The organism is Streptomyces sp. NBC_00076 (genome assembly GCF_045041235.1).
Lineage (GTDB): Bacteria > Actinomycetota > Actinomycetes > Streptomycetales > Streptomycetaceae > Streptomyces.
Genome location: NZ_CP108242.1, coordinates 4,816,592 through 4,842,032 on the forward strand (window position 1 = coordinate 4,816,592; position 25,441 = coordinate 4,842,032).

Sequence of the window (25,441 nt, forward strand, 5' to 3'; positions counted from 1 at the left end):
GCAGAGCCGTTGCAGAGCCACGCAGGTACCGCAGAAAGGCAGCCGCGCGTGAATGGTCCCCTCATCGTCCAGTCCGACAAGACCCTGCTCCTGGAAGTCGACCACGAGCAGGCCGACGACTGCCGTCGGGTCATCGCGCCGTTCGCGGAACTGGAGCGGGCCCCGGAGCACATCCACACCTACCGGGTGACGCCGCTCGGCCTGTGGAACGCCCGGGCGGCCGGACACGACGCCGAGCAGGTCGTGGACGCGCTGGTGCAGTACAGCCGGTACCCGGTGCCGCACGCGCTGCTCGTGGACATCGCCGAGACGATGGACCGCTACGGGCGGCTGACCCTCAGCAAGCACCCGGCGCACGGGCTGGTGCTCACCTCCACCGACCGGCCGGTGCTGGAGGAGGTGCTGCGCTCCAAGCGGATCGCCCCGCTGGTCGGCAACCGCATCGACCCCGACACCGTCGCCGTGCACCCCTCCGAACGCGGGCAGATCAAGCAGACGCTGCTGAAGCTGGGCTGGCCGGCCGAGGACCTCGCGGGGTACGTCGACGGCGAGGCGCACGCGATCGAGCTGGCCGAGGAGGGGTGGGCCCTCAGGCCGTACCAGAAGCAGGCGGTGGAGAACTTCTGGCACGGCGGGTCCGGTGTGGTCGTCCTGCCCTGCGGGGCCGGGAAGACGCTCGTCGGCGCCGGGGCCATGGCGCAGGCCAAGTCGACCACCCTCATCCTCGTCACGAACACCGTGTCCGCCCGGCAGTGGAAACACGAGCTGATCAAGCGGACGTCGCTGACCGAGGAGGAGATCGGCGAGTACAGCGGGACGCGGAAGGAGATCCGGCCCGTCACCATCGCCACGTACCAGGTGCTGACGACCCGGCGTAAGGGCGTCTACCCGCACCTGGAGCTGTTCGACTCCCGGGACTGGGGGCTGATCCTCTACGACGAGGTGCACCTGCTGCCGGCGCCGGTCTTCAAGTTCACGGCGGATCTGCAGGCGCGGCGGCGGCTCGGCCTGACCGCGACGCTCGTCCGTGAGGACGGTCGCGAGTCGGACGTGTTCTCCCTCATCGGGCCGAAGCGGTTCGACGCGCCCTGGAAGGAGATCGAGGCGCAGGGCTACATCGCGCCCGCCGACTGTGTCGAGGTCCGGGTGAACCTGACCGACTCCGAGCGGATCGCGTACGCCACCGCCGAGACCGAGGAGAAGTACCGCTTCTGCGCGACGACCGCGACCAAGCGGAAGGTGACCGAGGCGATCGTGCGGCGGTTCGCCGGGCAGCAGATCCTCGTCATCGGGCAGTACATCGACCAGCTGGACGAGCTGGGGGAGCACCTGAACGCGCCCGTGATCAAGGGGGAGACCAGCAACGCCCAGCGCGAGAAGCTCTTCGGCGCGTTCCGGGAGGGCGAGATCAGCGTGCTGGTGGTGTCGAAGGTCGCGAACTTCTCGATCGACCTGCCGGAGGCGACGGTCGCCATCCAGGTGTCGGGGACCTTCGGGTCACGGCAGGAGGAGGCACAGCGGCTGGGGCGGGTGCTACGGCCCAAGGCGGACGGGCACAAGGCCCACTTCTACTCGGTCGTCGCCCGCGACACCATCGACCAGGACTTCGCCGCGCACCGGCAGCGGTTCCTGGCGGAGCAGGGGTACGCCTACCGCATCGTCGACGCGGACGAGCTGCTGGCGGAGAGCTGACGGAGCGCAGGCCGACGCCTGGCCGAGAGCCGGCCGAGAGCTGACCGGCGCGGAGAACTCGCCGGTGCGGCGGCTTCTCCGGTCGGCCGAGGCGGTCACCTGCGGCGGACGCCCGCCTCTTCGCCGTACTCGCCGAGCACGACGACGTCGAACGCGGCGCCCGCGAACACCTTGACGGCACGCAGGGCCTCGCCGAACACGTGCCGGTGGCTGCCCAGGACAGGGGTGGCGCCGGCCGGGCGGGGCGGGCGCGGAGCTGGGGTGATGGTTGCTGCGCTCATGCCTCCATGGTCGCTCTCCCGGCATAAGAACAGCATCGGTCTGTGGGACTGACCCGCGCGGTCACCGCGTAGTACTTGCGGGCGAGAGCCGGCCCTCAGGGTGGAGGGGAGTCCCTGACGTCTCCCCCTAGGGGAAAGCCGGAGGCAGGCGGGGGCCGGAGTCCCTGTGAGTGGCCGCCTTCCGCTCCTGCTCCGTCAGCGGCGGCCCCTCCAGGTGCGGCTTCTTCGGGCCGAACAGCATCGGCACGAGCATGTCGGCGGAGAACAGGCGGGTGGCGGGCTTCTCCAGGCTCATCACGTCGAGCAGGGCGCCGAGGGCTCGCGGGCTGCGGGCCCCGGTGGCGACGGCCCGGTCCACGAAACGGGCGAGGCCCCTCTCCAGGGCGGTCGGGGGTGTGTCGCTCGCGCCGGGGTAGCGGGCGTCCTGTCCGACGGCCAGGTCCCAGGCGGCGGCCACGGGACGGGCGGTCGCGCGCTGGAGACGGCGTGCGGTGCCGGGGGCGGTGAGCGGGGCGGCACGCAGGACATTCCGGACGGCGAGGGCGCTCTGCGCCGCGACGGTGATGCCGTGGCCGTAGACCGGGTTGTATCCGGCGACGGCGTCCCCGAGGACCGTGAACCCGTCGGGCCAGTGCCGGGTCTTCTCGAAGTACCGGCGCCGGTTGGCGGTGCCACGGGTGGTCATCACGTCGGTCAGCGGGGTGGCGCCCTTGATCAGCTCACCGATGACCGGGTCGCCGAGACCGAGGGCGAAGTCGACGAACGCGTCCGGGTCGCCGGTGGGCGTCCCGCCCCGGGTGCCGGCGAGGGTGACAATCCAGCGGCCGTCCTCGATCGGCAGGATGATGCCGCCCCGGCCTGGGGCCTCGGCGGGGTTGGCCTGCACGTTGACCACCGGGAAGTCGAGATCCGCGGTGGTGCCGGGCGCCCGGAAGAGACGGGTGGCGTAGGCGACACCGGCGTCGACCTCCCGTTCGGCGACCGCGGGCAGGCCGAGGTCCGTCAGCCAGCGCGGGGCTTGGGAGCCTCGGCCGGAGGCGTCCACGACGAGGTCGGCGTTCAGGACGCTCTCCTGGCGGGAGGCCACGCCGTTGTCCTGACCTGAGGCAGGGTCGGCCCTGTCCCCCGTTGTCGTGCGTAACCGGACTCCGGTGACACGGCCGGCGTGGCCCTCCAGGCCCACGGCCGTGCGGTTCTCGCGGAGGGTGATGCGTGCGTCGCTCAGGACCCGCTCGCGGATCACCGAGTCCAGCAGGTCCCGCGAGCACACCAGGTTGCGATGGTGGGTGGCCGTGAAGCGCCGGAACCAGATCTCGTTGGGCGACCGCGAGACCATGTCGCCCATGATGTGGACCCGCCGAGCCCCCCGAGCGACGATCTCGCCGACGAGCCCAGGCAGCAGCTCGTCGAACGCTCGCACCCCGCCGCTCCACACCAGGTGGGCGTGGCGGGCCTGGGGCACCCCGCGCCGGGAGCCGGTGCCCTCCGGGAGGGTGTCGCGTTCGACGATCGTGACGTCGGCGAATTCAGCGAGCGCGGCTGCGGCGAGCAGGCCGGTGACGCTACCGCCGACGACGAGCGCGGTGGGCCGCGGGGCGGCTAATCCTTCAGGCATGTGGTGTCAGGCTTTCGGGCAGGAGGCGCGCTTCCCTGGAGGACACTCCCGGGTTCTCGCGCAGCCTACTTCCGCGAAAATCCGTTGGCCCCCGCCTCCCCCACTCACCTAGAATCTCCGCTCTTGCCCGCCTCCCGTACGGAGTGCCGCCGCCCGGACGGAAACCGGTCGGCATCTCGCAGTCACGTATGCGCGGTCACGTATGCGCAGCCGCGTACTTCGCAGCCCTGCACGTCTCAGCCACGTACCTCGCAGCCATGCGCTTCGCAGGCTGCATTCCGCTGGTCCACCGGAGGCACCACCTTGTCCACGCACGTCGGCGACGATCCCCTCGCCCGAGAACGCTCCCACCTCGCCGGCTCCCGCGCCGCCCTGCGGGCCATGCGGGAGGACGTCGAATCCCTCGACATCAGAGACGTCACCGCGAACTGGGTCAACGCCGAGGTCCTCTCCCGCCAGATCGACGACCGCATCAAGGCCCTGGCCGACCTGAGCGAGACCCCGCTGTTCTTCGGCCGCCTCGACTACCTGCACGCTCCCGGCGCCGAGCAGGCCGAGGGCGCGGAGGGCGAGCGCTTCTACGTCGGGCGCCGGCACGTGCACGACCACGACGGCGACCCGATGGTCATCGACTGGCGCGCACCGGTCTCGCAGCCGTTCTACCGGGCCTCCAAGAAGGACCCGATGGACATCACGCTGCGCCGCCGCTTCGGCTACACCGGCGGTGACCTCACGGCGTACGAGGACGAGCACCTCTCCGACCCGGCCGAGGCCGCGAAGACCAGCAAGCTGCTCCAGCGGGAGATCGAACGGCCGCGTGTCGGCCCGATGCGCGACATCGTGGCGACCATCCAGCCCGAGCAGGACGAGATCGTACGCAGCGGACTGGGCGGGACCGTCTGTGTGCAGGGAGGCCCCGGCACCGGGAAGACCGCCGTCGGCCTGCACCGGGTCGCCTACCTCCTGTACGCCCACCGCGAGCGGCTCGCCCGCACCGGCACCCTCGTCATCGGACCGAACCGGTCCTTCCTGCACTACATCGAGCAAGTGCTGCCAGCTCTGGGCGAGTTGACGGTGAGTCAGGCCACCGTCGACGACCTGGTCGGGCATGTCGAGGTGCGCGGCGCGGACGACGCGACGGCGGCGGTCGTCAAGGGCGACGCGAGGATGGCGGACGTCCTCAGGAAGGCCCTCTACTCGCACGTGACCATGCCCACCGAGCCGGTCGTGGTGGTGCGGGGCTCCCGCCGCTGGCGGGTGGCCGCGTACGAGGTCGAGGACATCGTCCGCGAGTTGCTGGAGCGGGGCATCCGTCACGGCGCCGCCCGCGAGGCCCTCCCGCAGCGCATCGCGCACGCCGTACTGGTGCAGATGGAGCGGTCGGGGGAGGCGCCGGACGACCGGGTGCAGGACGCGGTGGCCCGCAACGCTGCGGTGAAGGCGGTCGTCCAGCAGGTCTGGCCGCCGGTCGACCCGGCGAAACTGGTGCTGCGCCTGCTCACGGACGCGGACTTCCTCGCCACGCACGCGGAGGGGATCCTCACCGAGGAGGAGCGGAAGACGATCCTGTGGGCGAAGCCCGTCCGCAGCGTCAAGGCGGCCAGATGGTCACCCGCGGACGCGGTGCTGATCGACGAGGCGCAGGACCTGATCCAGCGCACCCACTCCCTGGGCCATGTGGTGCTGGACGAGGCGCAGGACCTCTCCCCCATGCAGTACCGGGCCGTCGGCCGCCGCTGCACCACCGGTTCGGCCACCGTCCTCGGCGACCTCGCGCAGGGCACCACCCCCTGGGCGACCCGGAGTTGGGACGAGGCCCTGGCGCACCTCGGCAAGACGGACGGCGTGATCGAGGAGCTGACGGCCGGTTTCCGCGTCCCGACCGACGTCATCACGTACGCCTCCCGGCTCCTCCCCCACATCGCCCCCGGCCTGACCCCGGTCGCGTCGGTCCGGGAGAACCCCGGCTTCTTCGACGTCCGCCCGATCACCGGTACCACCGAAGTCGTAGCCGCCTGCGAGGAGTTGCTGCGCAACGAGGGCTCGACGGGCCTGATCGCCGCCGACGCCCGCGTCCCGGCCCTGGCGCAGGCGCTCACGGCGGCCGGCCTCGGCCACCTGGCCCCGGGTGAGGAGACGACACAGGAGACCCGCCTGACCCTGGTCCCGGCCTCCCTCGCCAAGGGTCTGGAGTACGACTACGTGGTCCTGGACGAGCCCCAGGCCGTGGTCGACGGCGAACCCGACGAGCGCACCGGCCTGCGCCGCCTGTACGTGGCCCTGACCCGAGCGGTCTCGGGCCTGATCGTGACCCACGCGGCCCCGCTGCCACCGCAGCTGTCGTAGCCGGGCGCCGCGCTGCCCTCGCACCTGCCGTAGCCGGGCGCGCCGCTGCCATCGCAGCCGGGCGCCCCGCTGCCACCACACCCGTCGTCGCCGAGCGCAACGCTGCCACCACACCCGTCGTCGCCGAGCGCAACGCTCACCCCCGTCACCCCCCGTCCAGCACCCGCCGCCACTCCGTCACCGCGTCCGCCGACACGGGCCGCCCCCAGCCGTCCGGCCGGGCGGCTCCGCCGATGTGGAAGCCGTCGATGCCGGCGGCCAGCAGTCGCGGTACGTGATCGAGTCGCAGTCCGCCGCCGACCAGCAGCCGCTGCTCGTACCCGGGCTCCCCGCGCCGCGCCGCCTCCGCGAGCAGCGTGGGGAGGCCGTCGTCCACGCCCGACGCCGCACCGGCCGTCAGATACGTGTCGAGGCCCGGCAGCCCGTCCAGCTGCTTGCGCAGCGCGTCCCGGTCGGCGGCGTGGTCGATGGCCCGGTGGAAGGTCCACCGGCACCCGTCCAGTACGCCCGCCACCCGTTCCACGGCCGGCAGGTCCACCCCGCCGTCCGCGTCGAGGAACCCGAGCACGAACTCCTCGGCCCCGGCCTCCCGCAGCTCACCGGCGGCCCGGACCACCCGGTCCACCCCGGCGGCACCGCCCGCCGCGAACCCGTCCGTCAGCCGCAGCATCACCCGCAGCGGGATGTCGACGGCCGCCCGGATCCCGGCGACGGTGCCGAGTGACGGGGTCAGCCCGTCGGCCGCCATGTCGGTGACCAGCTCGAGACGGTTCGCGCCTCCGGCCTGGGCGGCGACCGCGTCCTCGACGCCGAGGGCGATCACCTCCAGGACTGCACGGTTGCTCATGGGACCCCATTCAACGACGACGACAGGTCTAGTCCAATTGAAAGACTACGCCCCTACGATCCACGCCCGCCCGCGCCACGAACAGAACACGGTGAGACCTCGAGGAGACCAGGACGAGCCCACGACGAGCCCACGACGAGCCCACGAGGAGAATGGGCCCATGGCCGACCTCGACGCCCTGCGCACCCGCTTCACCCACGCCCTCGAAGGAGCCCGGTCCCCCGAGGCCACCGGCCCCGACCCGGTGCCGTACGCCGACAACCTGCTCGCCCGCTGGCAGGAACCGCAGCGCCGCTACCACACGCTCACGCACCTCACCGCGGTCCTCGACCACATCGACGTCCTCGAAGCGCACGCCGCCGACCCGGACGTCGTACGCCTGGCCGCCTGGTTCCACGACGCGGTCTACTTCCCCGACCGCTCCGAGAACGAGGAACGCTCGGCCCGCCTCGCCGAACGCGCCCTCCCCGAGGCCGGGGTCTCCGCCGCGAAGACGGCCGAGGTGGCCCGCCTGGTCCGCCTCACCGTCACCCACGACCCGGCCGACGAGGACCGCGACGGCCGGGTCCTGTGCGACGCGGACCTGGCGATCCTGGCCGCGCCGCCGTCCGCGTACGCCGCCTACACGGCCGCCGTCCGGGAGGAGTACGGCTTCGTCCCGAACGACGCCTTCCGCCCGGGCCGCGCCGCGATCCTGCGCCAACTCCTCGACCTGCCACGGCTGTTCCGGACGCCGTACGGACAGGCGGAGTGGGAGGCGACGGCCCGCTACAACCTGCGGACCGAGCTGGAAATGCTGTCGACGTGAGGACACGGCCCTGCCTACGCTCGCGGCATGCGAGACATGGGCGGGGAACGGGTGGAGGAAGCCGTCGCGAGCTCCGTGGCGCTGCTGCGGACGGCGACGGACCGGGCCTGGGAAGGGGTGCGGGCCGGCGGGCTGGAGTGGAGCTGCCGCAGGACGGTGGAGCATCTTGCCGAGGCGCTGCTCAAGTACGCCAGTCAGCTGGCGGGACGGGCCGCCGAGCACCGGGTGCCCCTAGTCTTCGCCCTCGCGGACGGCACCGACGACGAGGGGGTGCTCGACGTGCTCCGGACGACCGGTTCCCTGCTCATCGCCGCTCTCCGCACCACCCCGCGCGAGGTCCGCGCCTTCCACCCGTTCCCCTTCCTCAGCGCGAACCGCGAGGGCTTCGCCGCGATGGGCGTCGCCGAGGTGCTGCTGCACACCCACGACATCGCCGAGGGCCTCGGGCTGCCGTACGAGCCGCCGGCCGGGCTCGCCGAGTACGTCCTGACGGGGATCTTCCCGCACGTCCGTCCCGGCCCCGACCTGTGGCGCACGCTGCTGTGGGCGACCGGCCGCGGCGAGTTGCCGGGGCGCGCGCGGCTCACCGAGTGGCACTGGAGCAACAACCTCGTCCTCGCCACCGACCGGCTCACCCTGGAGGGCGTCACCCCCGCCGCCGCCGCCGATCTGCGGGCGGGCGGCGACGGCGGCTTCGAGTGGCTCGACGGCGGCCCGTACGAGGGCACCCGGGAGGCCTCGGAGTGGATGATGAAGGCCTACGAAGGCGGGATACACCGCCCGGAGTTCGGCCTGTTCGTCCTGGTCCGCCGCTCGGACGGCCGGGCCGTCGGCGGCCTGGGCTTCCACAGCGCCCCCGACGAGGAGGGCCGCGCGGAGATCGGCTACGACCTGGTCCCCGGCGCCCGCGGCAACGGCTACGTCACGGAGGCACTGCGCGCCCTGTCCCAGTGGGCGCTGGCCCGCGCCGACGTACGGTCCCTGTTCGCGACCGTCGAGCGGGGCAACACCCCGTCCCAGGCGGTGCTCTCACGCGTCGGGTTCAGGCAGGTGAGCGAGGACCTCGACGACGAGGGGCTGCTGGCGTACGAGCTGCGCGACTGAGCCCACCTCCGCGGGCCTACGCGCCTCGCCACCGAGCCCGCATCCACAGACCTACGAGCCTCCTCGCCGAGTCCGCTCGCTCACGAACTGCGCGGCTGAGTCCGCCCCTTCGGTCTGCGCAGGCCCGCCCCGTGCAGCAGCCGCACCACCTCGCGGCTGCTGACCTCGACCGCGCCCGCCGCCACCACGTCCCCGTACCGATGCGAGGGAATGTCGTAGTGGTCGCGCTCGAAGGCCCGCCGGGGCACCCCGAGCGTGTCCGCGAACGCGTGCAGTTCGTCGTACGAGACATCGCTGACGAGGTGGGACCACATGCGTCCGTGGCCCGGCCAGGTCGGCGGGTCGATGTAGACCGTCACGACGGGTCCGGCCCTCCGATGGCGGCCCCCAGCGAGCCGACCGCCGCGACCTTCACTCCCGCCTTGTGGCAGACCCAGCGCGGATCCGGGCCGAGCTCCGGCTCCACCTCCAGCGCGTGCGGATCACCGCCCCCGCACACCGGGCACAGCGGCCAGCGGCCGTAGGCCTCCAGCAGGGCGTCCTGGACGTCCTGCGCGACCAGCCCGGCGACGAACTGAGCGCCCTCCGGCCACTGCTCGACCCACCAACGGCGCTGGACGACGGACTCCTCGACCATGGACACCACGTCGGCGGCGGCGACCTCGTTCGATGCCAGGTCGGCGAGCACGAGGGCCCGGGCGGCGTGCAGCGCCTGCTCCAGGGGGCTGATGGGGTCCGGGGCGCCGCTGGGGTCGTCGGCGGGGTCGTTGGTGGGGTCCATGCACCCATTGTGCGCACTCTTGACCGAGACACCGAGCCGAAAATATCTTTCACTCGTGACGCGCGAAGTGAAGGAAGTTTTCAGCCGGGGCGGCTCAGGCCCTCCGCCCGCGCCCGCCGCCCTCGCCGCCAAGGTGCGCACGCTGGCTCCGTCCATGACCCGTTCCATGCAACGGGTCGCCGAGGCCGTCGCGGGCGACCCGGCCGGCTGCGCGGCCCTGACCGTCACCGGCCTCGCCGAACTCACCGGCACCAGCGAGGCGACCGTCGTCCGCACGGCCCGGCTGCTGGGCTACCCCGGCTACCGCGACCTGCGCCTCGCGCTGGCCGGTCTCGCCGCCCAGCAGCAGTCCGGCCGGGCGCCCGCGATCACGACGGACATCGCGGCCGACGACCCGATCGGCGACGTCGTCGCGAAACTCGCCTACGACGAGCAGCAGACCCTCGCGGACACGGCGGCGGGCCTGGACACCGTGCAGCTCGGGGCGGCCGTGACGGCGCTGGCCGGCGCGCGCCGGACCGACGTCTACGGCGTCGGGGCCAGCGGGCTGGTCGCCCAGGACCTCACCCAGAAGCTGCTGCGGATAGGGCTGATCGCCCACGCGCACAGCGATCCCCACCTGGCGGTGACCAACGCGGTGCAACTGCGCGCGGGGGATGTCGCCATCGCGATCACCCACTCGGGCTCGACCGGCGACGTCATCGAACCGCTGCGGGCCGCCTTCGAGCACGGGGCGACGACGGTGGCGATCACCGGACGGCCGGACGGGCCGGTGGCCCAGTACGCCGATCATGTGCTGACCACCTCCACGGCCCGGGAGAGTGAACTTCGCCCGGCCGCCATGTCCTCGCGGACGAGTCAGCTGCTGGTGGTGGACTGTTTGTTCGTCGGGGTGGCACAGCGGACCTACGAGAAGGCGGCACCGGCCCTGTCGGCCTCGTACGAGGCGCTCGCCCACCGGCATCGCCGGTAGCCACCCCTGCCACCCCTGCCGTCCCGTGGACAAGACATCACCCCGGCGCATGTAGAAAGAGCCACCTTTCACCATGACCTCGCCCTCCGACTCCCGTGATCTCCAGGCCCAGTTGGGATCCCTCACCACCGAGGCCTTCCGTCCCGAGCTCGCCGACATCGACCGGCTGCCCACCCTCGAACTCGCCCGCCTCATGAACGGCGAGGACACCTCCGTGCCGACCGCGGTCGCGGAGCGGCTGCCGGAGATCGCCGCCGCGATCGACGCCGTCGCCGAACGGATGGCGCGCGGCGGACGGCTGCTCTACGCGGGCGCCGGTACCGCCGGACGGCTGGGCGTCCTGGACGCCTCCGAGTGCCCGCCCACCTTCAACACCGACCCCTCCCAGGTCGTCGGACTGATCGCGGGCGGCCCGAAAGCCCTGGTCACCTCCATCGAGGGCGCCGAGGACTCGGCGGAGCTGGCCCGGACCGACCTGGACGCGCTCGCGCTGACGCGGGACGACACGGTGGTCGGCATCTCCGCGTCCGGCCGTACCCCGTACGCCGTCTCGGCGGTGGAACACGCCCGCGCGCAGGGCGCGTTGACGGTCGGGCTGTCCTGCAACGCGGACAGCCCACTCGCCGCGGCGGCCGAGCACGGCATCGAGATCGTCGTCGGCCCCGAGCTGCTCACCGGCTCCACCCGCCTGAAGGCCGGCACGGCACAGAAGCTGGTCCTCAACATGCTGTCGACGATCACGATGATCCGGCTCGGCAAGACGTACGGGAACCTGATGGTCGACGTCCGCGCCTCCAACGACAAGCTCCGCGCCCGCTCCCGCCGTATCGTCGCGCTCGCCACGGGTGCGGAGGACGCCGAGGTCGAGCGGGCCCTCGCCGCCACCGACGGCGAGGTGAAGCCCGCCATCCTGACGATCCTCGCCGACGTCGACGGCCCGACGGCCGCCCGTCTCCTGGCCGACTCCGACGGCCATCTGCGCGCGGCGCTGGCGGCTGCGGCCCGCTGAACTGGCGCCGGCCCGCGCGCCTGAACGGGCTGCGGCTGCGGTGGCCGCGATCTGAAGGTGACTCAGACAGTGCTGCCCGAGGGCGTTCCTGTGGTGTCTCCAGAAGAGCGTTCACCCTCAGTTCATTGCAACGAACAGAGGTAGTGCTATTGCGTTAACTCTTGAACATTGCAACGAATTCATCACTCTCACCTGCACTGATGGTGATCACGCGCAACGAATCGATTGCCATATCTAGAAATGCAACGTAGCTTTTCCATCATCGGAAACAACGAGCCGAAGGAAAACACGATGCAGAAGTTCGACACCCCCGCCCCGGTGACCGCCGTCCTCGACATCCCCGCCGGCCGCATCCAGTTCATCGCGGCCGACCGGGCCGACACCACAGTCGAGGTCCTCCCCGCGAACGCCTCCAAGAGCCGCGACGTGAAGGCGTCGGAGCAGACCGAGGTCGCATACGGCGACGGCGTCCTGCGAATCACGGCCCCGCAGGCGAAGAACCAATTCCTCGGCCCTTCCGGATCCATCGAGGTGACCGTCCAGCTGCCCACCGGCTCCCGCATCGAGGCGACGGCGGCCCTCGCCGATTTCCGGGGCGTCGGACGGCTCGGCGACGTCTCCTTGGAGGGCGCGCAGGGCGCGGTCAAGCTCGACGAGGCCGCAAGCGCCCACCTCACCCTCCAGTCCGGCGACGTCTCGGTCGGCCGCCTGGGCGGCCCCGCACAGATCAGCACCCAAAAGGGCGACCTCCGTATCACCGAGGCCGTGCGCGGCACGGTCACGCTGCGCACCGAGTCCGGCGAGATCTCGGTCGGCGCCGCCCGAGGAGTCTCCGCCTCCCTGGACGCCGGCACCTCCTACGGCCGGATCCACAACGCGCTCAAGAACACGGACGGCGCCGACGCCGTCCTGACCATCGACGCGACCACCGCCTACGGCGACATCACCGCCCGCAGCCTGTAGGGGCACCCCCTCAGGCCCGACGATCCCGTCCGTTCAGTTGAATTTCATAACAGTTCTGAAGGAGCACACCACCATGTCCATCACCCTTACCGACCAGGACCGCCCGGAGCTGCAGAAGGCCATCGAGGAAATGGTCGATTCCGGTTTCACCGGGGTGACGATGCGCGTGCACGACGAGCGGGGCGAGTGGGTCGGCAGCGCCGGGGTGCGCAAGCTGGGCGAGACCGCGAAGCCGCCGACGAACGGGCACGTCCGGATAGGCAGTAACACCAAGACCTTCACCGCGACCGCGGTGCTGCGACTGGTGGCCGAGGACACGATCGGGCTGGACGACCCGGTGGCCGACCACCTGCCCGGGTTCGGGCTGGACCCGAAGATCACGGTGCGGATGCTGCTGCAGCACACCAGCGGGGTGTTCAACTTCACCGGCGAGTACTACGACGACGGGACGTTCGTGGCGGGGATCCCCGCCACGACCGCGGGCCAGGAATGGGTGGGCAACCGGTTGAAGTCCTACCGACCGGAGGAGCTGGTACGGCTGGCGTTGTCCAAGCCGGCGCGGTTCGAGCCGGGGACGGACTGGAGCTACTCCAACACCAACTACGTACTGGCCAGGCTGCTGATCGGGAAGGTCACCGGCCGCTCGCTCGCCGAGGAGATGCAGCGGCTGATCCTGGGACCGCTCGGACTGTCGGACACCGTGGTGCTGGACACCAGCCCGGAGATCCCCGAGCCGCACGCCCACGCCTACTACCGGTACGAGGACGCGGGCCGGGAGAAGACGGTCGACGTCACCCGCCAGAATCCCTCCTGGATCTCCAGCGGCGGAGACATGATCTCGACCACCCAGGACCTTCACACGTTCATCTCCGCACTGATGGGCGGCAAGCTCCTGCCGGCCCCGCTGCTCGCCGAGATGTGCAAGCCGCATCCCAAGGTCGGCTACGGGCTGGGGGTGTTCGTGCAGGACGCGGACGGAAACGGCGGCACCGTCATCACCCACAACGGCGGCATGGCGGGCCACGGGGCGCTGATGTACAGCACGCCCGACGGCAGCAAGACCCTGACCGCCGCGCTGAACTATGTGGACGACGCCGCACTGTCCCTGGCAGGGGCGTTCCAGACGGCGACGCAGAGACTCGTCAAGGAGGTGTTCGGCGGCGGGCAGGCCGGGTCGGCTGACGCGGCCGAGCCGGCTCAGTAGACAGGGTGGAGCGGCGTGGACCCGCACGGGTCAGGCCAGCTCGCTCACCCTGGCCGATGCCCGCCGGCGTCGACGGCCCGACGGCCGCCCGCCTCCTGGCCGACTCCGACGGCCATCTGCGCGCGGCGCTGGCGGCTGCGGCCCGCTAGGAGGCTCCGCTGCGGACGAGGATCGCGTGGGTGACGTTCGCGGAGCTGACCAGCTCGGACACCCGGTAGCCGTCGATTCCGTCGCCCAGGTCGTCAAGCAGCCGCTCCCCACGTCCGACGAGGAGTGGCGCGATCACCAGGTGGAGTTCGTCGATCAGCCCGGCGCGCAGATACTGCCGAATGACCGCCGCCCCGCCGCCGATCCGGACGTCCTTGCCGTCCGCGGCGTCGAACGCGCGCCGCAGGACCGCCTCCGGCGGCTCGTCGGTGAAGTGGAAGGTGGTTCCGCCGGCCATCTCGAGTGCCGGGCGCAGATGGTGGGTGTGGACGAAGACGTCGTGGTGGTAGGGCGGATTGTCACCCCACCAGCCCTGCCAGGACTCGTCCTCCCACGGCCCGCGCTGCGGCCCGAACATGTTCCGCCCCATGATCGTGGCGCCGATGTTCTGATCACCGCGGACGAAGTGGTCGACATCGATCCCGGACTTCCCCGCGGCCGCGTCCTGCGACGCGGACATGAACCAGCTGTGCAGGTCGTCGCCCCAGCCGACGCCGTCGCCGAACGGGGCGTCCAGCCGCTGGTTCGGACCGGCCATGAAGCCGTCGAGGGAGATCGTCACGTTGTGTACCCGGACCTTGGGCATGGCCTTCGCCTCTCGTGTGGTGTCGTGCTCTCACCCCTGCGTCGTTCCGAGCCTGCCTGGATCGACATCCCCGCGCACCTTTTTCCAGACGACCGTGTAGCGCCAGAAGAGCCGCCGCCTCAGCCGGGCGCCGGGGAGGAGGCGGCGGACCTCGCGGGCGAGCTCGGTGTACGAGACGTCCGGGTGGCGGGTCACGGCGGTCATCGCGACGGGACGGGGTGCCTTTCGTCCCCGGTTCTTGACCCACCCGAAGATCAGGTTGAGCGGGACGGAGGCGAGGCCGAGCAACTGCTGGGCACGGGTGTCCTCCTGGGCACAGCCGACGACCACCAGGGTTCCACCGGGGGCCAGTTGCTTCCGGAAGTGGGCAAGGGCGTCGGCCAGGGGGAGGTGGTGGAGTACGGCGACGCAGGTTACGACGTCGTAGGGGGCGCCTTCGTCGTACGACAGCCCGTCCGCGACGGAGAAGGTGACGGGGAGATCGGGACCGGTCGACTCCCTCGCCTCGCCGATGATCCGCGCGTCGCTGTCGATGCCGTGCACGTGGGTCGCCCGCGTGACCAGCAGCCGGGCCAGGTCGCCGGCACCGCAACCGACGTCGAGGGCACGGTCGAAGCCACGGGGCAGCTGGCGCATGATCCACGGGTGATAGTGAGCGTTGTGGCTCCAGGGGTGGGCGTTGTTGAAGCGGGCGAGGGCGTCCAGGAGAGGCATGGGTTCATTTCAACAGGGCATGCGGCCCTCGTTGTTGACCTTGCGCACCCTGGCCCGCAGCACGTCGGCCTGCGGCGCGGGCCCGGTGGACTCCGGCGGACAGTCCCACTCCCGGCCCCCGGCGACGGGCCGCAACTGCACCCTGCCCCCCACATGCCCCATGACCTCCCCGAGCCGTCCGTCCCGTACGTCCACGACATGCGTACCGATCGCCGGCCGCTCCCCACGCAACACGGAGGCCAGCCGCTCGGCGGTACGGACGTTGCACCGCCCCAGCTCCACCAGGGCGAACGGCTCGTCACTCGCACCGGTCACGGGATCGACGCACAGCGACGGCAGCACGATCCCGACGCCCACGAGGGCGTCCCGCAGGGTTTCCACGACTTCTTCGGTCGGCCGCACGGCCATCTCTCTCTACCTCCACGGTGAGTTGACGGTTCACCACGCAGCGTGTCCGGTACGCCTCTAACCTGGCCAGACCGGACGACCCAACAACCTCATCTGTCGGACAGGGAGTTGCCATGGCCGGACCGAAGGACCTCGACCCGTCTTCTTCGCCTCGCGCACTTCTCGGGGCAGAGTTACGTCACGCCAGGGAGAAGGCCGGACTGAGCCAGGAGGACCTGGGGGCAAGCTTGTTCGTGAGCGGGTCGTTCATCGGCCAACTGGAGGCGGCGACACGACGGATGCAGTCGGAGTACGCGCGACTGTTGGACGAGGCGCTGGATACGGGTGACTTCTTCCTGCGGAACTGCGGGGCAGCGAACAAATCCCGCTACCCCGAGCACTTCGCCGAGGCGGCGGAGGCGGAAACGATTGCCACGGCTATCCGCCAGTACGCGCCGATGCTGATCCCCGGCCTGGTCCAGACGCCCGCGTACGCACGGGCTGTGAACCGCGCCTACGATCCGACGGCGCCGGAGGAAACCATCGACGAGTGGGTCGAAGGCCGAATGGTGCGGACCCGTCTACTGGACCACCCAACAAAGCCGTTGTTGTGGCTGGTGCTTGACGAGGCGGTGTTGCGTCGGGAGACGGGTGGCCGGGCGGTGATGGCGGAGGCGCTGCGCCACGTCGCGGGCCTGGCCCGCCGGAGCCGGATCATCGTGCAGGTCCTGCCGTTCAGCGCGGGGGCGCATAAAGGGATGGAGGGCTCGATGAGGCTGATGGACTTCGAGGAAGCACCTCCGCTGGTCTACCTCGAAGGGCCCAGCACCGGACGGCTGGAGGACGACCCGGCCACAGTCGCCCAACTGAGGTTCACCTTCGACCTCCTCACGGCTTCAGCGCTCTCCCCAGAGAAGTCCTTGGCCCTCATCGAGGCATTGGCGCAGGATTACGCCCATGAGGAACATCCCTGACTACGACCTGAGCACGGCCACCTGGCGCAAGTCGACGTACAGCGGCGGCGGCGGCAACGAGTGCCTCGAAGTCGCCGACGGTCACCCCGCCCTCGTTCCCGTCCGCGACTCCAAGAACCCCTCCGGCCCGAAGCTCGCGTTCCGGCCGGAGGCATGGTCCGCGTTCGTCGAGAACCTCAAGCGCGTCTGACGCGACCAAGAGGACAGGATCTGGCCTATATGACTCCTAGCGTGTGGCCCTACCGACGGAACGGCAATCCACGGAGGGCCCACACCATGACCAGCACCACGAACGCCACCCTGACCACCACCGAGCGCACCGACCTGCTGGAGGCGCTGGCCAAGCAGCGGCACTTCCTGCGCTTCACCACCCGCGATCTCACCGACGAGCAGGCCGGGCAGCGGACCACCGACAGCGAACTGTGCCTCGGCGGCCTGATCAAGCACGTCACCTCAGTGGAACGCAACTGGGTGGCCTTCATCCAGAACGGCCCGTCGGCGATGGGCGACTTCACCGCCATGACCGAGGCCGACTGGGCCCGGCGGGCCGACGAGTTCCGGATGCTGCCCGGCGAGACCCTGGCCGGCGTACTGGCCGACTACGCGGAGACGGCCAACCGGACGGACGAGCTGGTCGCCGCCCTGCCCAGCCTGGACGCCGCCCATCCGCTGCCCAAGGCCCCGTGGTTCGAGTCGGAGGCCCAGTGGTCGGCCCGCAGGGTGCTGCTGCACGTCATCGCCGAGACCGCTCAGCACGCCGGTCACGCCGACATCATCCGGGAGTCCCTGGACGGCGCCAAGAGCATGAGCTGACCCACCGACCGGCCCGGCCCGAAGCTCAAGTCTCCAGCTCCGAGCCCTCTTTTCAAGGAATGGGTGGAGGGCCCCAACCCACCCACCCACCCCGCGTGTTGACTTGACGCGTTCAGCTTGCGACGCAGAGTCACGATCGTCTAGCGTGCCCGGATAACGAGACAGAACAGCCCCCGTCAGGTGCTGGAACACCTGCGGGGGCTTGACCTACGAGATCGAAGGAAAAGTTCGATCCCATGGCTGACGCCAAGCTTAGTGCTGCCTTCCTGCCCGCGCACGCCCTCTCCCACCCCTTCGCCAATCCGGGTTACGGCAAACGCTCCGCCCCCGACCAACGCCCCCGCACCGCACACGACTTCGCCCACCTCCCGCCCCGCGAAGCCGCCATCGCCGCGTACATCGACCGCCTCCCCGACGGCGCCGACATGGCCGTAAAGACGCTGGCCAAGCACCTCCCGTACGGACAGTGCGCACTCCGCACGGCCCTCAACCGCCTGCAAGAGGCAGGACACTTGCGTCGAGGACGGGAACACCTGGCGGCGTCCGACGGCGGCTCCCGTTGGATCACCCGAACGTGGTTTTCCCGTACCGCACGTGACGACGACTGGTGGGCGGGCTTCGTGCGGGGTGACGTACCGAAGGAGCAGCCGCCGGACTCACCCCGCCGGACCCGCTCCCGCGCCCACATCCTCCTGGCCGCCCTCGGCCGTACGAACCCCGCGCTCTCCCTCTCCGCGGCCGACTGCGCGAACCTCGCCCCGCTGCTGACGGAGTGGTTCGCGCGGGGTGTCACGGACGAAGCCGTCGTGCACACCCTGACCTCCGGCCTGCCCACCCCGGTCCACCACCCGGCCGCCCTCATTCACAACCGCCTGACCACCAAGCTCCCACCGGAGCCCGCACAGCCGCCACGCCCACCCCTCCGCATCCTGGAGTGCGCCAAGTGCGGCATCCCGGGCCGACCGGAGGCCCTGCCTGGCGGCGTCTGCGGTGCGTGCCGGGGCGAGCCCGTGCCCGCCCGGCACACCGGGTCCACGCCCCGCCCAACAGTCCACGCCCACGCCGCCGAGGTCCGCGCGGCGATGGCGCCACGATCAGAAAGGCCACGCGCATGACCGCACCGACCATCCACCGACATGCCGGTGCGTACAGTCTTGGTATGGACACGCATCCACTCGTGGAAGCCCGTAACCAGCTCGGCCAACTGGTCGGCCGGGTCCGGCACGGCCAGGAGCACATCCTGATCACGGAGTACGGCAGGCCCGCCGCCGCGCTCATCCCGATAAGCGAGCTGGAAGAGCTGCAGCGGCTGTGCGACGAGGCCGACATCGCCGAAGCCCGGGCCCGTGAGGCGGCTGCGACCGGCCCTGCCTTGACCCACTACGAGTTCATGGCTCAACTGGAGGCAGAGGACCGACAGGAAGCCCGGAGCCACACCCCATGAACCACGCCCAGCTCACCGCCCTAGGCCGCGCCCTCCGGGTCCTCGGAGAACACGGTGACGCCCTGACCGGCGACACCCCCGACACCAAGCTCCACGAGGTCAAGGCCGACATCAAGCGTGCCCTGGACCTGCTGGACGACAGCGTGAGCGGCGCCGCGCCCTCCACCCGGTGTCTGGAGCACCCCAACGGGCCGGTGGACGAGAACGCCCCCGACCTGTGTCTGCTGTGCGAGACCCGGCGACGGGCTGCTCGGCGTTCCGAGATCAACGGGCCCGCACCCGCGCACGCCCCCGACCCCACGCCCTCCCGGTACGGCGTACGGGAGGACCGGCCGCAGCCCCAGCAGCGGTGGCTGCCGGAGCTGTGGAACGGACAGGTGTGGCAGCTGTGCGGCACCCCGCGCCGGGACCGGCACGAGGCCGAGCTGTACATCAACGCCCAGCGACGCGGGCCCCGCGCGGCCATGGCCTACCGGCTGGTGCACGAGTTCACCGACTACGAGGTCCTGCGGGTCTGGGGCACCCCGGTACGCGTCGACATCGAGCCGCTCGGCAACCTCTAGAGACCTCGACCCGGCAGGGCAGCCGGTCAGCCCAACAACGGCAGCGCCGCGAACTCGTGACCCTCCCACAACCGCCTCGACTCCTCCGGGTACGCCCTGACCTGCGGCTGCGCGTCCAGCACCTGCACCAGCCGCGCCTCGGTGTCGTACGCCGGCCAGCCCGGGTCGCCGGTCTTCGCGAACGCCGTCCAGGACTGCCGGAAACGGGCCGACAGCGCCTCCGCCTCCGCCGTGACCTCCCCGGCGAACAGCAGCAGGCCGAGATCGGCGTTGAACGTGCCGAAGAGCAACGGGACATCGAGGCCGTGACAGGCACCCATGGCGCCTGAGATGGCCGGCGCCGACCAGGTCAGTTCGTAGACGTGCGCCCGGCCGCCGCCCGCGACCTGTGCCTCGGCCAGATGGAGACTCGGCATGGCGAACAGCCAGTCGGTGTGGACGCGTTCGTAGAGTTCGCCCGGCGAGGCGTCGGGGAACGCGGCACGGTACCTGTCCTCGCCCGACTGACCCGCCGCGCCCGACTCTCCCGCGGCGCCCGGCACACCCGCCGCGCCCGGCGCGAACATCCGCAGCGCCCCCCGCGCCTGATCCTCCGTGATCTTCCCCAGTTGCCTGCCCATCGCCAGGAACAGCCGGAACTCGTCCCGGTTGTGGCCGACCACCAGTTCCACGTCCCGGGCCGCCCCGGCCTTCAGCGCCTCCCAGGGCGTGACCGGCAGGACCTCACCGTCGACCACCGGGGAGAACGGGGTCACGGTGGGGGCGGCCTGGCCCCACCTGTCCACGTACTGGAGCATCTTCGCGCCCAGTGCCGCGCCCGCCGAGGTCAGCCGGTGCGGGGCGATCGTGGACAGGTCGGCGACCGTCGGACGCAGGCCCGCCTCCGCGGCGATCGCCGTCGCGATGTCACGGGCCAGCGGCTCGGAGAAGTACGTGCCCGGCACGCTCTGGGCGATGCCCCGCCGGAACAGTCCGGACGCGCTCTCCACGGCGAGCAGGGCCGCCAACGATCCGGCGCCTGCCGACTCGCCGAAGACGGTCACCTGGCCGGGGTCGCCGCCGAACGCCGTGATGTTGTCCCGTACCCACTCCAGCGCGGCGACCTGGTCGAGCAGACCGCGGTTGGCGGGCGCCCCCTCGATGAGGGTGAAGCCCTCGATGCCGACGCGGTAGTTCAGGGTGACGACCACGACGTCGCCGTCCCGCGCGATGCGGTGGGCGTCGTAGCCGGGGCTGCCCGTGTGGCCGAGCTTGTAGGCGCCGCCGTAGATCCACACCATGACCGGGCGGCGGGCGGCCGGATCCGGATCGGGCGTCCAGACGTTGACCGTCAGCCAGTCGTCACCCAGCGGGGCCTCCGGTGGGACGCCCTCGCCCAGTCCTGCCGCGTCCTGCGGGGGCGGCGGGCCGAAGGCGTACGCGTCCCGGACGCCGTCCCACGCCTCGGGCGGGCGGGGCGCCTGGAACCGTGCCCCGCCGACCGGTGGGGCGGCGAACGGGATGCCGCGAAAGACGGCCAGCCCGCCCTCCGCGCGCCCGCGCACCGCGCCCGCCACGGTGCGGACCTCTGGGTTTCGGGCCTCGGTAGTCGTCACGGTGGGCGCTCCTCGCCGTCAGGTCGATGGTTGGTCGCCTGAATCATTGCTGTCACCCACGACTTTGTCACCCATGTCCTCGTGGCGTACTCATCCCGCGTGATCCGCGACCACCCACAGACAGGGCCCGGCCCCCGCCGGAGGCGGGGGCCGGGCCCTGTCTGAGACATAGGCGGGGCGGGAGCGGGGACTCAGCTGAGAGTCGCCAGCGCCGCCGCGTCGTACGGCTTCAGCTCGTCGACGCGGCCGGCGAGGACCTTCGCGGCCCACTCCGGGTCCTGGAGCAGGGCGCGGCCCACGGCGATCAGGTCGAACTCCTCTGCCTCCAGGCGGTCGAGCAGGTCGTCGATGCCCCGGAGCGGAGCACCCTCGCCCTGGAAGCCCTTGATGAAGTCGCCGTCGAGGCCGACCGAGCCGACGGTGATGACGGGCTTGCCGGTGAGCTTCTTGGTCCAGCCGGCCAGGTTGAGGTCGGCGCCGTCGAACTCGGGGAGCCAGTAGCGGCGGGTGGAGGCGTGGAAGGCGTCGACGCCGGCCGCGGCGAGCGGGGCGAGGATGGCCTCCAGCTCCTCGGGGGTCTCGGCGAGGCGGGCGCGGTACGCCTCCTGCTTCCACTGGGAGTAGCGGAAGAGGATCGGGAACTCGGGCGAGACGCTCTCGCGGACCGCCGCCACGATCTCCTCGGCGAACTTCGCCCGGGCCACCGGGTCACCGCCGTAGGCGTCCGTACGGCGGTTGGTGCCCGCCCACAGGAACTGGTCGATCAGGTAGCCGTGGGCGCCGTGCAGCTCCACACCGTCGAAACCGATCCGCTCGGCGGCGGCCGCGGCCTCGGCGAACGCGCCGATGACGTCGTCGAGGTCCCGCTGGGTCATCGCCTTGCCGGTGGCCTCGTCGGCGCCGATGCGCAGTCCGGAGGGGCCGACGGCGGGGGCGTCCGCGTAGGGCGGCTGGCCCTGCTCGCGCACCATGCCGATGTGCCACAGCTGCGGGACGATCGTGCCGCCCGCCGCGTGCACCTCCTCGGCGACCTTCGCCCAGCCCGCGAGCTGCTCCTCGCCGTGGAAGCGCGGGATGGTGTCGCTCTGCCCGGCCGACGCGTGGTCGACGTACGTGCCCTCGGTGACGATCAGGCCGACACCCGCGGCGGCGCGGCGCGCGTAGTACGACGCCACGTCCGCGCCCGGGATCCCGCCCGGGGAGAACGCGCGGGTCATCGGCGCCATGGCGATGCGGTTCGGGACGGTCAGACCGCCCAGGTCGACGGGCCGGGACAGGACTTCGGCCGCACGGGAGGCGGAGGCGGCGACGGTCACGTGGGGGCTCCTCGGGGTTGGACCGGTGGGTATGTGCATGCGCATGGACAGTGCGTAGGCGTCAACCGCCATGTCCACGCTGGCATTCCGCCGATGTTGTGACCCCGGACACGCCCGAGGGCGGCACTCCCTGTCTCCAGGAAGTGCCGCCCTCGGTCAAGGACGGTTGATCAACCCTCAGGTCGATCAGAAGTCCATGTCACCGCCCGGCATGCCGCCGCCGGCCGGGGCAGCGCCCGCCTTCTCCGGCTTGTCGGCGATGACGGCCTCGGTGGTCAGGAAGAGCGCGGCGATGGAGGCGGCGTTCTGCAGCGCAGAGCGGGTCACCTTCGCCGGGTCGATGATGCCTTCCTTGATCATGTCGACGTACTCACCGGTCGCGGCGTTCAGGCCGTGACCGACGGGCAGGTTGCGCACCTTCTCGACGATGACGCCACCCTCGAGACCACCGTTGACGGCGATCTGCTTGAGCGGGGCCTCCAGGGCCAGCTTCACGGCGTTGGCGCCGGTCAGCTCGTCACCCTCCAGGTCCAGCTTCTCGAAGACCGAGGAGGCCTGCAGCAGGGCCACGCCACCACCGGCGACGATGCCCTCCTCGACGGCCGCCTTCGCGTTGCGAACGGCGTCCTCGATGCGGTGCTTGCGCTCCTTGAGCTCCACCTCGGTGGCGGCACCGGCCTTGATGACCGCGACACCGCCGGCGAGCTTCGCCAGGCGCTCCTGCAGCTTCTCGCGGTCGTAGTCCGAGTCGCTGTTCTCGATCTCGGCGCGGATCTGGTTGACCCGGCCCTGGACCTGGTCGGAGGAGCCGGCACCGTCGACGATGGTGGTCTCGTCCTTGGTGATGACGACCTTGCGGGCCTTGCCCAGGAGGTCGATGGAGGTGTTCTCGAGCTTGAGACCGACCTCCTCGGAGATGACCTCGCCGCCGGTGAGGATGGCGATGTCGTTCAGCATCGCCTTGCGGCGGTCACCGAAGCCCGGGGCCTTGACGGCGACGGACTTGAAGGTGCCACGGATCTTGTTGACGACCAGGGTCGACAGGGCCTCGCCCTCGACGTCCTCGGCGATGATCAGCAGCGGCTTGCCCGACTGCATGACCTTCTCCAGGAGCGGCAGCAGGTCCTTGACCGAGCCGATCTTGGAGTTGGCGATCAGGATGTACGGGTCGTCGAGCGACGCCTCCATACGCTCCATGTCGGTGGCGAAGTACGCCGAGATGTAGCCCTTGTCGAAGCGCATACCCTCGGTGAGCTCGAGCTCCAGACCGAAGGTCTGGGACTCCTCGACGGTGATGACGCCTTCCTTGCCGACCTTGTCCATGGCCTCGGCGATGAGCTCGCCGATCTGGGTGTCGGCGGCGGAGATGGAGGCCGTGGAGGCGATCTGCTCCTTGGTCTCGACATCCTTGGCCTGCTCGAGGAGGGCACCGGAGACGGCCTCGACGGCCTTCTCGATACCGCGCTTGAGGGCCATCGGGTTGGCGCCGGCGGCTACGTTGCGCAGGCCTTCCTTGACCAGGGCCTGGGCGAGAACGGTCGCCGTGGTCGTACCGTCACCGGCGACGTCGTCCGTCTTCTTGGCGACTTCCTTGACCAGCTCGGCGCCGATCTTCTCGTAAGGGTCCTCGAGCTCGATCTCCTTGGCGATGGAGACACCATCGTTGGTGATCGTGGGGGCGCCCCACTTCTTCTCGAGGACGACGTTGCGACCCTTGGGGCCGAGCGTCACCTTGACGGCGTCCGCGAGCTGGTTCATGCCGCGCTCGAGGCCGCGCCGTGCCTCCTCGTCGAACGCGATGATCTTGGCCATGTGAAGTGGTCCCTCCAGGACTGGGGGTGATTCCTTCGGACCGCGCCCGCGCCCGCGACGGACGGCTCGCATGCCTCGTGGTTCCTTGCCCCACCTGGCCTGCGGGCCTCACCGACTCGGTCCTTCTTGTCACTCTCACCTTCAGAGTGCTAACGCCAATGATTAGCACTCGCCCCCCGAGAGTGCAAGGCGCACTCGCGAAGCGAGTGCTCGTTGAGGGGTGGTGGTCGGGCGACGGGCGGGCGCAAGCGCCTCGGAAGGATCCGCAGGTGAACAGCGTCCGACGGCCGCGCCCCGAGGGCGGCCCGCCGCGCCCCGGACACGCTCCGGGCGAGCACCCCGACACACCGGCCGGCCCGCACCCGGACACACCGAAGGGCTCGCACCCCGTGAGAGGTGCGAGCCCTTCGAAGAAGAACAGAAGAACGTCGCTGCTTACCCGGCGCGATTCAGCCGGTCGCCAGACGAACCATGTCCGCCTGCGGCCCCTTCTGACCCTGTGAGATCTCGAAATCGACCCGCTGCCCCTCTTCCAGGGTGCGGTACCCGTCCATCTGGATGGCGCTGTAGTGGACGAAAACATCCGCACCACCGTCGACCGCGATGAAGCCGTACCCCTTCTCCGCGTTGAACCACTTGACGGTGCCCTGAGCCATGCCTAACTCCCCTATTACTGGCCCTTGCACAGATCCACACTTCATGGATCCGGGTCAGACCTCACCCCCCACATGATTGGGGGCGTGCGCCGGAACGCGTCGACCGCGGCCGAATGTATCCGCCCAACTGCCGTCTGCAACAGGTCAATCGGACGAGAATTCTGGACGCGAGCGATCCGGAATGTGGTGAGAATTCACCTGAATTCGGGGCAAGTCGGACCCCACAAAGAACACAAAAGCCACGAAAGAGGCGCACACTTTGGCTACATCTTGTCGGGCGTAAGGAAGAAATCAAGGCTGCCGACCTGTAAAACGGCGGCGCCTTCCCCAACTGTACCGCGCTCAACCACATTGAATTGCCCCCTCCGCTTCTCTTACGGAGGGGGCAATTCGATGAACGCTCGGTAACTGAAGTTACCGAAGGTAATGATCAGCCGCCGGCGACGGCCGGAATGATGGAGACACCGGCGCCGTCCGGGGTCGCGGTCTCCAGACCCTGCTCGAAGCGGACGTCGTCGTCGTTCACGTACACGTTGACGAACCGGCGCAGCTTGCCCTGGTCGTCGAGAACGCGCGCGGCGATGCCGGTGTGGTTCTTCTCCAGGTCGGCGATGACCTCGCCGAGGGTGCCCCCCTCGGCGGCGACCTCGGCCTTGCCGCCGGTGTAGGTGCGCAGGATGGTGGGGATGCGGACGTTGACGCTCACGATGTGACCTCCGGTCGGGGTTACTGGCCTAGGGCGCGGGGCTGT

At 70.7% G+C, this 25,441-nt stretch carries 27 protein-coding genes; 14 read left to right on the forward strand and 13 right to left on the reverse strand.

What is annotated here, in order from left to right:
* Positions 1 to 48 precede the first annotated feature (48 nt).
* On the forward strand, positions 49 to 1,692 hold the full coding sequence (locus tag OHA64_RS21705; RefSeq protein WP_405615516.1) for a DNA repair helicase XPB: 1,644 nt from the start codon (positions 49 to 51) through the stop codon (positions 1,690 to 1,692).
* A gap of 95 nt (positions 1,693 to 1,787) precedes the next feature.
* On the opposite strand, the gene OHA64_RS21710 is transcribed toward OHA64_RS21705, so the two are convergent.
* Positions 1,788 to 1,973: a hypothetical protein gene (locus OHA64_RS21710; protein ID WP_405615518.1), complete on the reverse strand. Its 186-nt coding sequence runs from the start codon at positions 1,971 to 1,973 to the stop codon at positions 1,788 to 1,790.
* A 127-nt stretch (positions 1,974 to 2,100) separates the two neighbouring features.
* The gene (locus OHA64_RS21715) at positions 2,101 to 3,588 is read right to left on the reverse strand and encodes an NAD(P)/FAD-dependent oxidoreductase (protein ID WP_405615520.1); all 1,488 of its coding nucleotides are present in this window, start codon (positions 3,586 to 3,588) and stop codon (positions 2,101 to 2,103) included.
* A 381-nt stretch (positions 3,589 to 3,969) separates the two neighbouring features.
* On the opposite strand from OHA64_RS21715, the gene OHA64_RS21720 reads away from it, so the two are divergent.
* Positions 3,970 to 5,934: a HelD family protein gene (locus OHA64_RS21720; protein ID WP_405624046.1), complete on the forward strand. Its 1,965-nt coding sequence runs from the start codon at positions 3,970 to 3,972 to the stop codon at positions 5,932 to 5,934.
* Positions 5,935 to 6,079: 145 nt separating this feature from the next.
* On the opposite strand, the gene OHA64_RS21725 is transcribed toward OHA64_RS21720, so the two are convergent.
* Positions 6,080 to 6,781, reverse strand: coding sequence for a copper homeostasis protein CutC (locus tag OHA64_RS21725; protein WP_405615522.1), 702 nt, complete (start codon positions 6,779 to 6,781; stop codon positions 6,080 to 6,082).
* Between the two features lie 160 nt (positions 6,782 to 6,941).
* Here OHA64_RS21725 and OHA64_RS21730 point away from each other — a divergent pair, with 160 nt between their 5' ends.
* Both OHA64_RS21730 and OHA64_RS21735 read left to right on the forward strand, forming a co-directional pair.
* On the forward strand, positions 6,942 to 7,589 hold the full coding sequence (locus OHA64_RS21730; protein ID WP_405615525.1) for a hypothetical protein: 648 nt from the start codon (positions 6,942 to 6,944) through the stop codon (positions 7,587 to 7,589).
* 27 nt (positions 7,590 to 7,616) lie between these two features.
* Positions 7,617 to 8,693: a GNAT family N-acetyltransferase gene (locus OHA64_RS21735; protein ID WP_405615527.1), complete on the forward strand. Its 1,077-nt coding sequence runs from the start codon at positions 7,617 to 7,619 to the stop codon at positions 8,691 to 8,693.
* 80 nt (positions 8,694 to 8,773) lie between these two features.
* Here OHA64_RS21735 and OHA64_RS21740 read toward each other — a convergent pair whose 3' ends face one another.
* Together OHA64_RS21740 and OHA64_RS21745 are read right to left on the reverse strand one after the other, a co-directional pair.
* Positions 8,774 to 9,052 carry a DUF4031 domain-containing protein gene (locus OHA64_RS21740; protein WP_405615529.1) on the reverse strand — a complete coding sequence of 93 codons (279 nt, stop codon included), beginning with the start codon at positions 9,050 to 9,052 and terminating at the stop codon, positions 8,774 to 8,776.
* Positions 9,049 to 9,474, reverse strand: coding sequence for a hypothetical protein (locus OHA64_RS21745; protein ID WP_405615531.1), 426 nt, complete (start codon positions 9,472 to 9,474; stop codon positions 9,049 to 9,051). The genes OHA64_RS21740 and OHA64_RS21745 overlap by 4 nt, the downstream gene beginning before the upstream one ends.
* A gap of 55 nt (positions 9,475 to 9,529) precedes the next feature.
* Here OHA64_RS21745 and OHA64_RS21750 point away from each other — a divergent pair, with 55 nt between their 5' ends.
* The 4 genes from OHA64_RS21750 (at position 9,530) to OHA64_RS21765 (ending at position 13,623) form a co-directional block, all read left to right on the forward strand.
* The gene (locus tag OHA64_RS21750) at positions 9,530 to 10,447 is read left to right on the forward strand and encodes a MurR/RpiR family transcriptional regulator (protein WP_405615534.1); all 918 of its coding nucleotides are present in this window, start codon (positions 9,530 to 9,532) and stop codon (positions 10,445 to 10,447) included.
* A 73-nt stretch (positions 10,448 to 10,520) separates the two neighbouring features.
* The gene (gene murQ / locus OHA64_RS21755; protein WP_405615536.1) at positions 10,521 to 11,456 is read left to right on the forward strand and encodes an N-acetylmuramic acid 6-phosphate etherase; all 936 of its coding nucleotides are present in this window, start codon (positions 10,521 to 10,523) and stop codon (positions 11,454 to 11,456) included.
* 291 nt (positions 11,457 to 11,747) lie between these two features.
* Positions 11,748 to 12,419, forward strand: coding sequence for a DUF4097 family beta strand repeat-containing protein (locus OHA64_RS21760; protein WP_405615538.1), 672 nt, complete (start codon positions 11,748 to 11,750; stop codon positions 12,417 to 12,419).
* Positions 12,420 to 12,492: 73 nt separating this feature from the next.
* Entirely contained in the window at positions 12,493 to 13,623 is a 1,131-nt protein-coding gene (locus OHA64_RS21765) for a serine hydrolase domain-containing protein (RefSeq protein WP_405615540.1), read from the forward strand.
* Between the two features lie 145 nt (positions 13,624 to 13,768).
* Here OHA64_RS21765 and OHA64_RS21770 read toward each other — a convergent pair whose 3' ends face one another.
* Genes OHA64_RS21770 through OHA64_RS21780 form a run of 3 tightly spaced genes read right to left on the reverse strand, consistent with a single transcriptional unit; the run spans position 13,769 to position 15,532 of the window.
* The gene (locus OHA64_RS21770; protein ID WP_405615542.1) at positions 13,769 to 14,416 is read right to left on the reverse strand and encodes a dihydrofolate reductase family protein; all 648 of its coding nucleotides are present in this window, start codon (positions 14,414 to 14,416) and stop codon (positions 13,769 to 13,771) included.
* A gap of 30 nt (positions 14,417 to 14,446) precedes the next feature.
* A complete protein-coding gene (locus OHA64_RS21775) occupies positions 14,447 to 15,130 on the reverse strand; it encodes a class I SAM-dependent methyltransferase (RefSeq protein WP_405615544.1) in 684 nt (227 codons plus the stop codon).
* Positions 15,131 to 15,139: 9 nt separating this feature from the next.
* Positions 15,140 to 15,532: a hypothetical protein gene (locus OHA64_RS21780; protein WP_405624047.1), complete on the reverse strand. Its 393-nt coding sequence runs from the start codon at positions 15,530 to 15,532 to the stop codon at positions 15,140 to 15,142.
* A gap of 119 nt (positions 15,533 to 15,651) precedes the next feature.
* Here OHA64_RS21780 and OHA64_RS21785 point away from each other — a divergent pair, with 119 nt between their 5' ends.
* The 6 genes from OHA64_RS21785 (at position 15,652) to OHA64_RS21810 (ending at position 19,311) form a co-directional block, all read left to right on the forward strand.
* On the forward strand, positions 15,652 to 16,491 hold the full coding sequence (locus OHA64_RS21785) for a Scr1 family TA system antitoxin-like transcriptional regulator (RefSeq protein WP_405615546.1): 840 nt from the start codon (positions 15,652 to 15,654) through the stop codon (positions 16,489 to 16,491).
* Positions 16,475 to 16,681 carry a DUF397 domain-containing protein gene (locus tag OHA64_RS21790; protein ID WP_405615548.1) on the forward strand — a complete coding sequence of 69 codons (207 nt, stop codon included), beginning with the start codon at positions 16,475 to 16,477 and terminating at the stop codon, positions 16,679 to 16,681. The genes OHA64_RS21785 and OHA64_RS21790 overlap by 17 nt, the downstream gene beginning before the upstream one ends.
* Before the next feature lie 86 nt (positions 16,682 to 16,767).
* Entirely contained in the window at positions 16,768 to 17,304 is a 537-nt protein-coding gene (locus OHA64_RS21795; protein ID WP_405615550.1) for a DinB family protein, read from the forward strand.
* Positions 17,305 to 17,540: 236 nt separating this feature from the next.
* Positions 17,541 to 18,419: a hypothetical protein gene (locus OHA64_RS21800; RefSeq protein ID WP_405615553.1), complete on the forward strand. Its 879-nt coding sequence runs from the start codon at positions 17,541 to 17,543 to the stop codon at positions 18,417 to 18,419.
* A gap of 44 nt (positions 18,420 to 18,463) precedes the next feature.
* Positions 18,464 to 18,748 carry a type II toxin-antitoxin system Phd/YefM family antitoxin gene (locus tag OHA64_RS21805; protein ID WP_405615555.1) on the forward strand — a complete coding sequence of 95 codons (285 nt, stop codon included), beginning with the start codon at positions 18,464 to 18,466 and terminating at the stop codon, positions 18,746 to 18,748.
* Complete coding sequence (locus OHA64_RS21810; protein ID WP_405615558.1) at positions 18,745 to 19,311, forward strand: hypothetical protein; 567 nt, start codon at positions 18,745 to 18,747, stop codon at positions 19,309 to 19,311. The genes OHA64_RS21805 and OHA64_RS21810 overlap by 4 nt, the downstream gene beginning before the upstream one ends.
* Positions 19,312 to 19,337: 26 nt before the next feature.
* On the opposite strand, the gene OHA64_RS21815 is transcribed toward OHA64_RS21810, so the two are convergent.
* From OHA64_RS21815 to OHA64_RS21835, 5 genes are all read right to left on the reverse strand, one after another.
* Entirely contained in the window at positions 19,338 to 20,906 is a 1,569-nt protein-coding gene (locus OHA64_RS21815) for a carboxylesterase/lipase family protein (protein ID WP_405615560.1), read from the reverse strand.
* A gap of 191 nt (positions 20,907 to 21,097) precedes the next feature.
* Positions 21,098 to 22,261, reverse strand: coding sequence for an NADH:flavin oxidoreductase (locus OHA64_RS21820; protein WP_405624048.1), 1,164 nt, complete (start codon positions 22,259 to 22,261; stop codon positions 21,098 to 21,100).
* Positions 22,262 to 22,408: 147 nt separating this feature from the next.
* On the reverse strand, positions 22,409 to 24,034 hold the full coding sequence (gene groL, locus OHA64_RS21825; protein WP_405615562.1) for a chaperonin GroEL: 1,626 nt from the start codon (positions 24,032 to 24,034) through the stop codon (positions 22,409 to 22,411).
* Between the two features lie 449 nt (positions 24,035 to 24,483).
* Positions 24,484 to 24,690: a cold-shock protein gene (locus OHA64_RS21830; protein ID WP_007493268.1), complete on the reverse strand. Its 207-nt coding sequence runs from the start codon at positions 24,688 to 24,690 to the stop codon at positions 24,484 to 24,486.
* A 430-nt stretch (positions 24,691 to 25,120) separates the two neighbouring features.
* The gene (locus tag OHA64_RS21835; protein ID WP_362448042.1) at positions 25,121 to 25,396 is read right to left on the reverse strand and encodes a MoaD/ThiS family protein; all 276 of its coding nucleotides are present in this window, start codon (positions 25,394 to 25,396) and stop codon (positions 25,121 to 25,123) included.
* Between the last annotated feature and the right edge of the window lie 45 nt (positions 25,397 to 25,441).

What these genes read in the sequence shown, in the direction of transcription:
- OHA64_RS21710 (WP_405615518.1), bottom strand. Translation starts at nt 1,973, where the DNA reads ATGAGCGCAGCAACCATCACCCCAGCTCCGCGCCCGCCCCGCCCGGCC.
- OHA64_RS21715 (WP_405615520.1), bottom strand. Translation starts at nt 3,588, where the DNA reads ATGCCTGAAGGATTAGCCGCCCCGCGGCCCACCGCGCTCGTCGTCGGC.
- OHA64_RS21720 (WP_405624046.1), top strand. Translation starts at nt 3,970, where the DNA reads ATGCGGGAGGACGTCGAATCCCTCGACATCAGAGACGTCACCGCGAAC.
- OHA64_RS21725 (WP_405615522.1), bottom strand. Translation starts at nt 6,781, where the DNA reads ATGAGCAACCGTGCAGTCCTGGAGGTGATCGCCCTCGGCGTCGAGGAC.
- OHA64_RS21730 (WP_405615525.1), top strand. Translation starts at nt 6,942, where the DNA reads ATGGCCGACCTCGACGCCCTGCGCACCCGCTTCACCCACGCCCTCGAA.
- OHA64_RS21735 (WP_405615527.1), top strand. Translation starts at nt 7,617, where the DNA reads ATGCGAGACATGGGCGGGGAACGGGTGGAGGAAGCCGTCGCGAGCTCC.
- OHA64_RS21745 (WP_405615531.1), bottom strand. Translation starts at nt 9,474, where the DNA reads ATGGACCCCACCAACGACCCCGCCGACGACCCCAGCGGCGCCCCGGAC.
- murQ (WP_405615536.1), top strand. Translation starts at nt 10,521, where the DNA reads ATGACCTCGCCCTCCGACTCCCGTGATCTCCAGGCCCAGTTGGGATCC.
- OHA64_RS21760 (WP_405615538.1), top strand. Translation starts at nt 11,748, where the DNA reads ATGCAGAAGTTCGACACCCCCGCCCCGGTGACCGCCGTCCTCGACATC.
- OHA64_RS21765 (WP_405615540.1), top strand. Translation starts at nt 12,493, where the DNA reads ATGTCCATCACCCTTACCGACCAGGACCGCCCGGAGCTGCAGAAGGCC.
- OHA64_RS21770 (WP_405615542.1), bottom strand. Translation starts at nt 14,416, where the DNA reads ATGCCCAAGGTCCGGGTACACAACGTGACGATCTCCCTCGACGGCTTC.
- OHA64_RS21775 (WP_405615544.1), bottom strand. Translation starts at nt 15,130, where the DNA reads ATGCCTCTCCTGGACGCCCTCGCCCGCTTCAACAACGCCCACCCCTGG.
- OHA64_RS21785 (WP_405615546.1), top strand. Translation starts at nt 15,652, where the DNA reads ATGGCCGGACCGAAGGACCTCGACCCGTCTTCTTCGCCTCGCGCACTT.
- OHA64_RS21790 (WP_405615548.1), top strand. Translation starts at nt 16,475, where the DNA reads ATGAGGAACATCCCTGACTACGACCTGAGCACGGCCACCTGGCGCAAG.
- OHA64_RS21795 (WP_405615550.1), top strand. Translation starts at nt 16,768, where the DNA reads ATGACCAGCACCACGAACGCCACCCTGACCACCACCGAGCGCACCGAC.
- OHA64_RS21800 (WP_405615553.1), top strand. Translation starts at nt 17,541, where the DNA reads ATGGCTGACGCCAAGCTTAGTGCTGCCTTCCTGCCCGCGCACGCCCTC.
- OHA64_RS21805 (WP_405615555.1), top strand. Translation starts at nt 18,464, where the DNA reads ATGGACACGCATCCACTCGTGGAAGCCCGTAACCAGCTCGGCCAACTG.
- OHA64_RS21810 (WP_405615558.1), top strand. Translation starts at nt 18,745, where the DNA reads ATGAACCACGCCCAGCTCACCGCCCTAGGCCGCGCCCTCCGGGTCCTC.
- OHA64_RS21820 (WP_405624048.1), bottom strand. Translation starts at nt 22,261, where the DNA reads ATGCACATACCCACCGGTCCAACCCCGAGGAGCCCCCACGTGACCGTC.
- groL (WP_405615562.1), bottom strand. Translation starts at nt 24,034, where the DNA reads ATGGCCAAGATCATCGCGTTCGACGAGGAGGCACGGCGCGGCCTCGAG.
- OHA64_RS21830 (WP_007493268.1), bottom strand. Translation starts at nt 24,690, where the DNA reads ATGGCTCAGGGCACCGTCAAGTGGTTCAACGCGGAGAAGGGGTACGGC.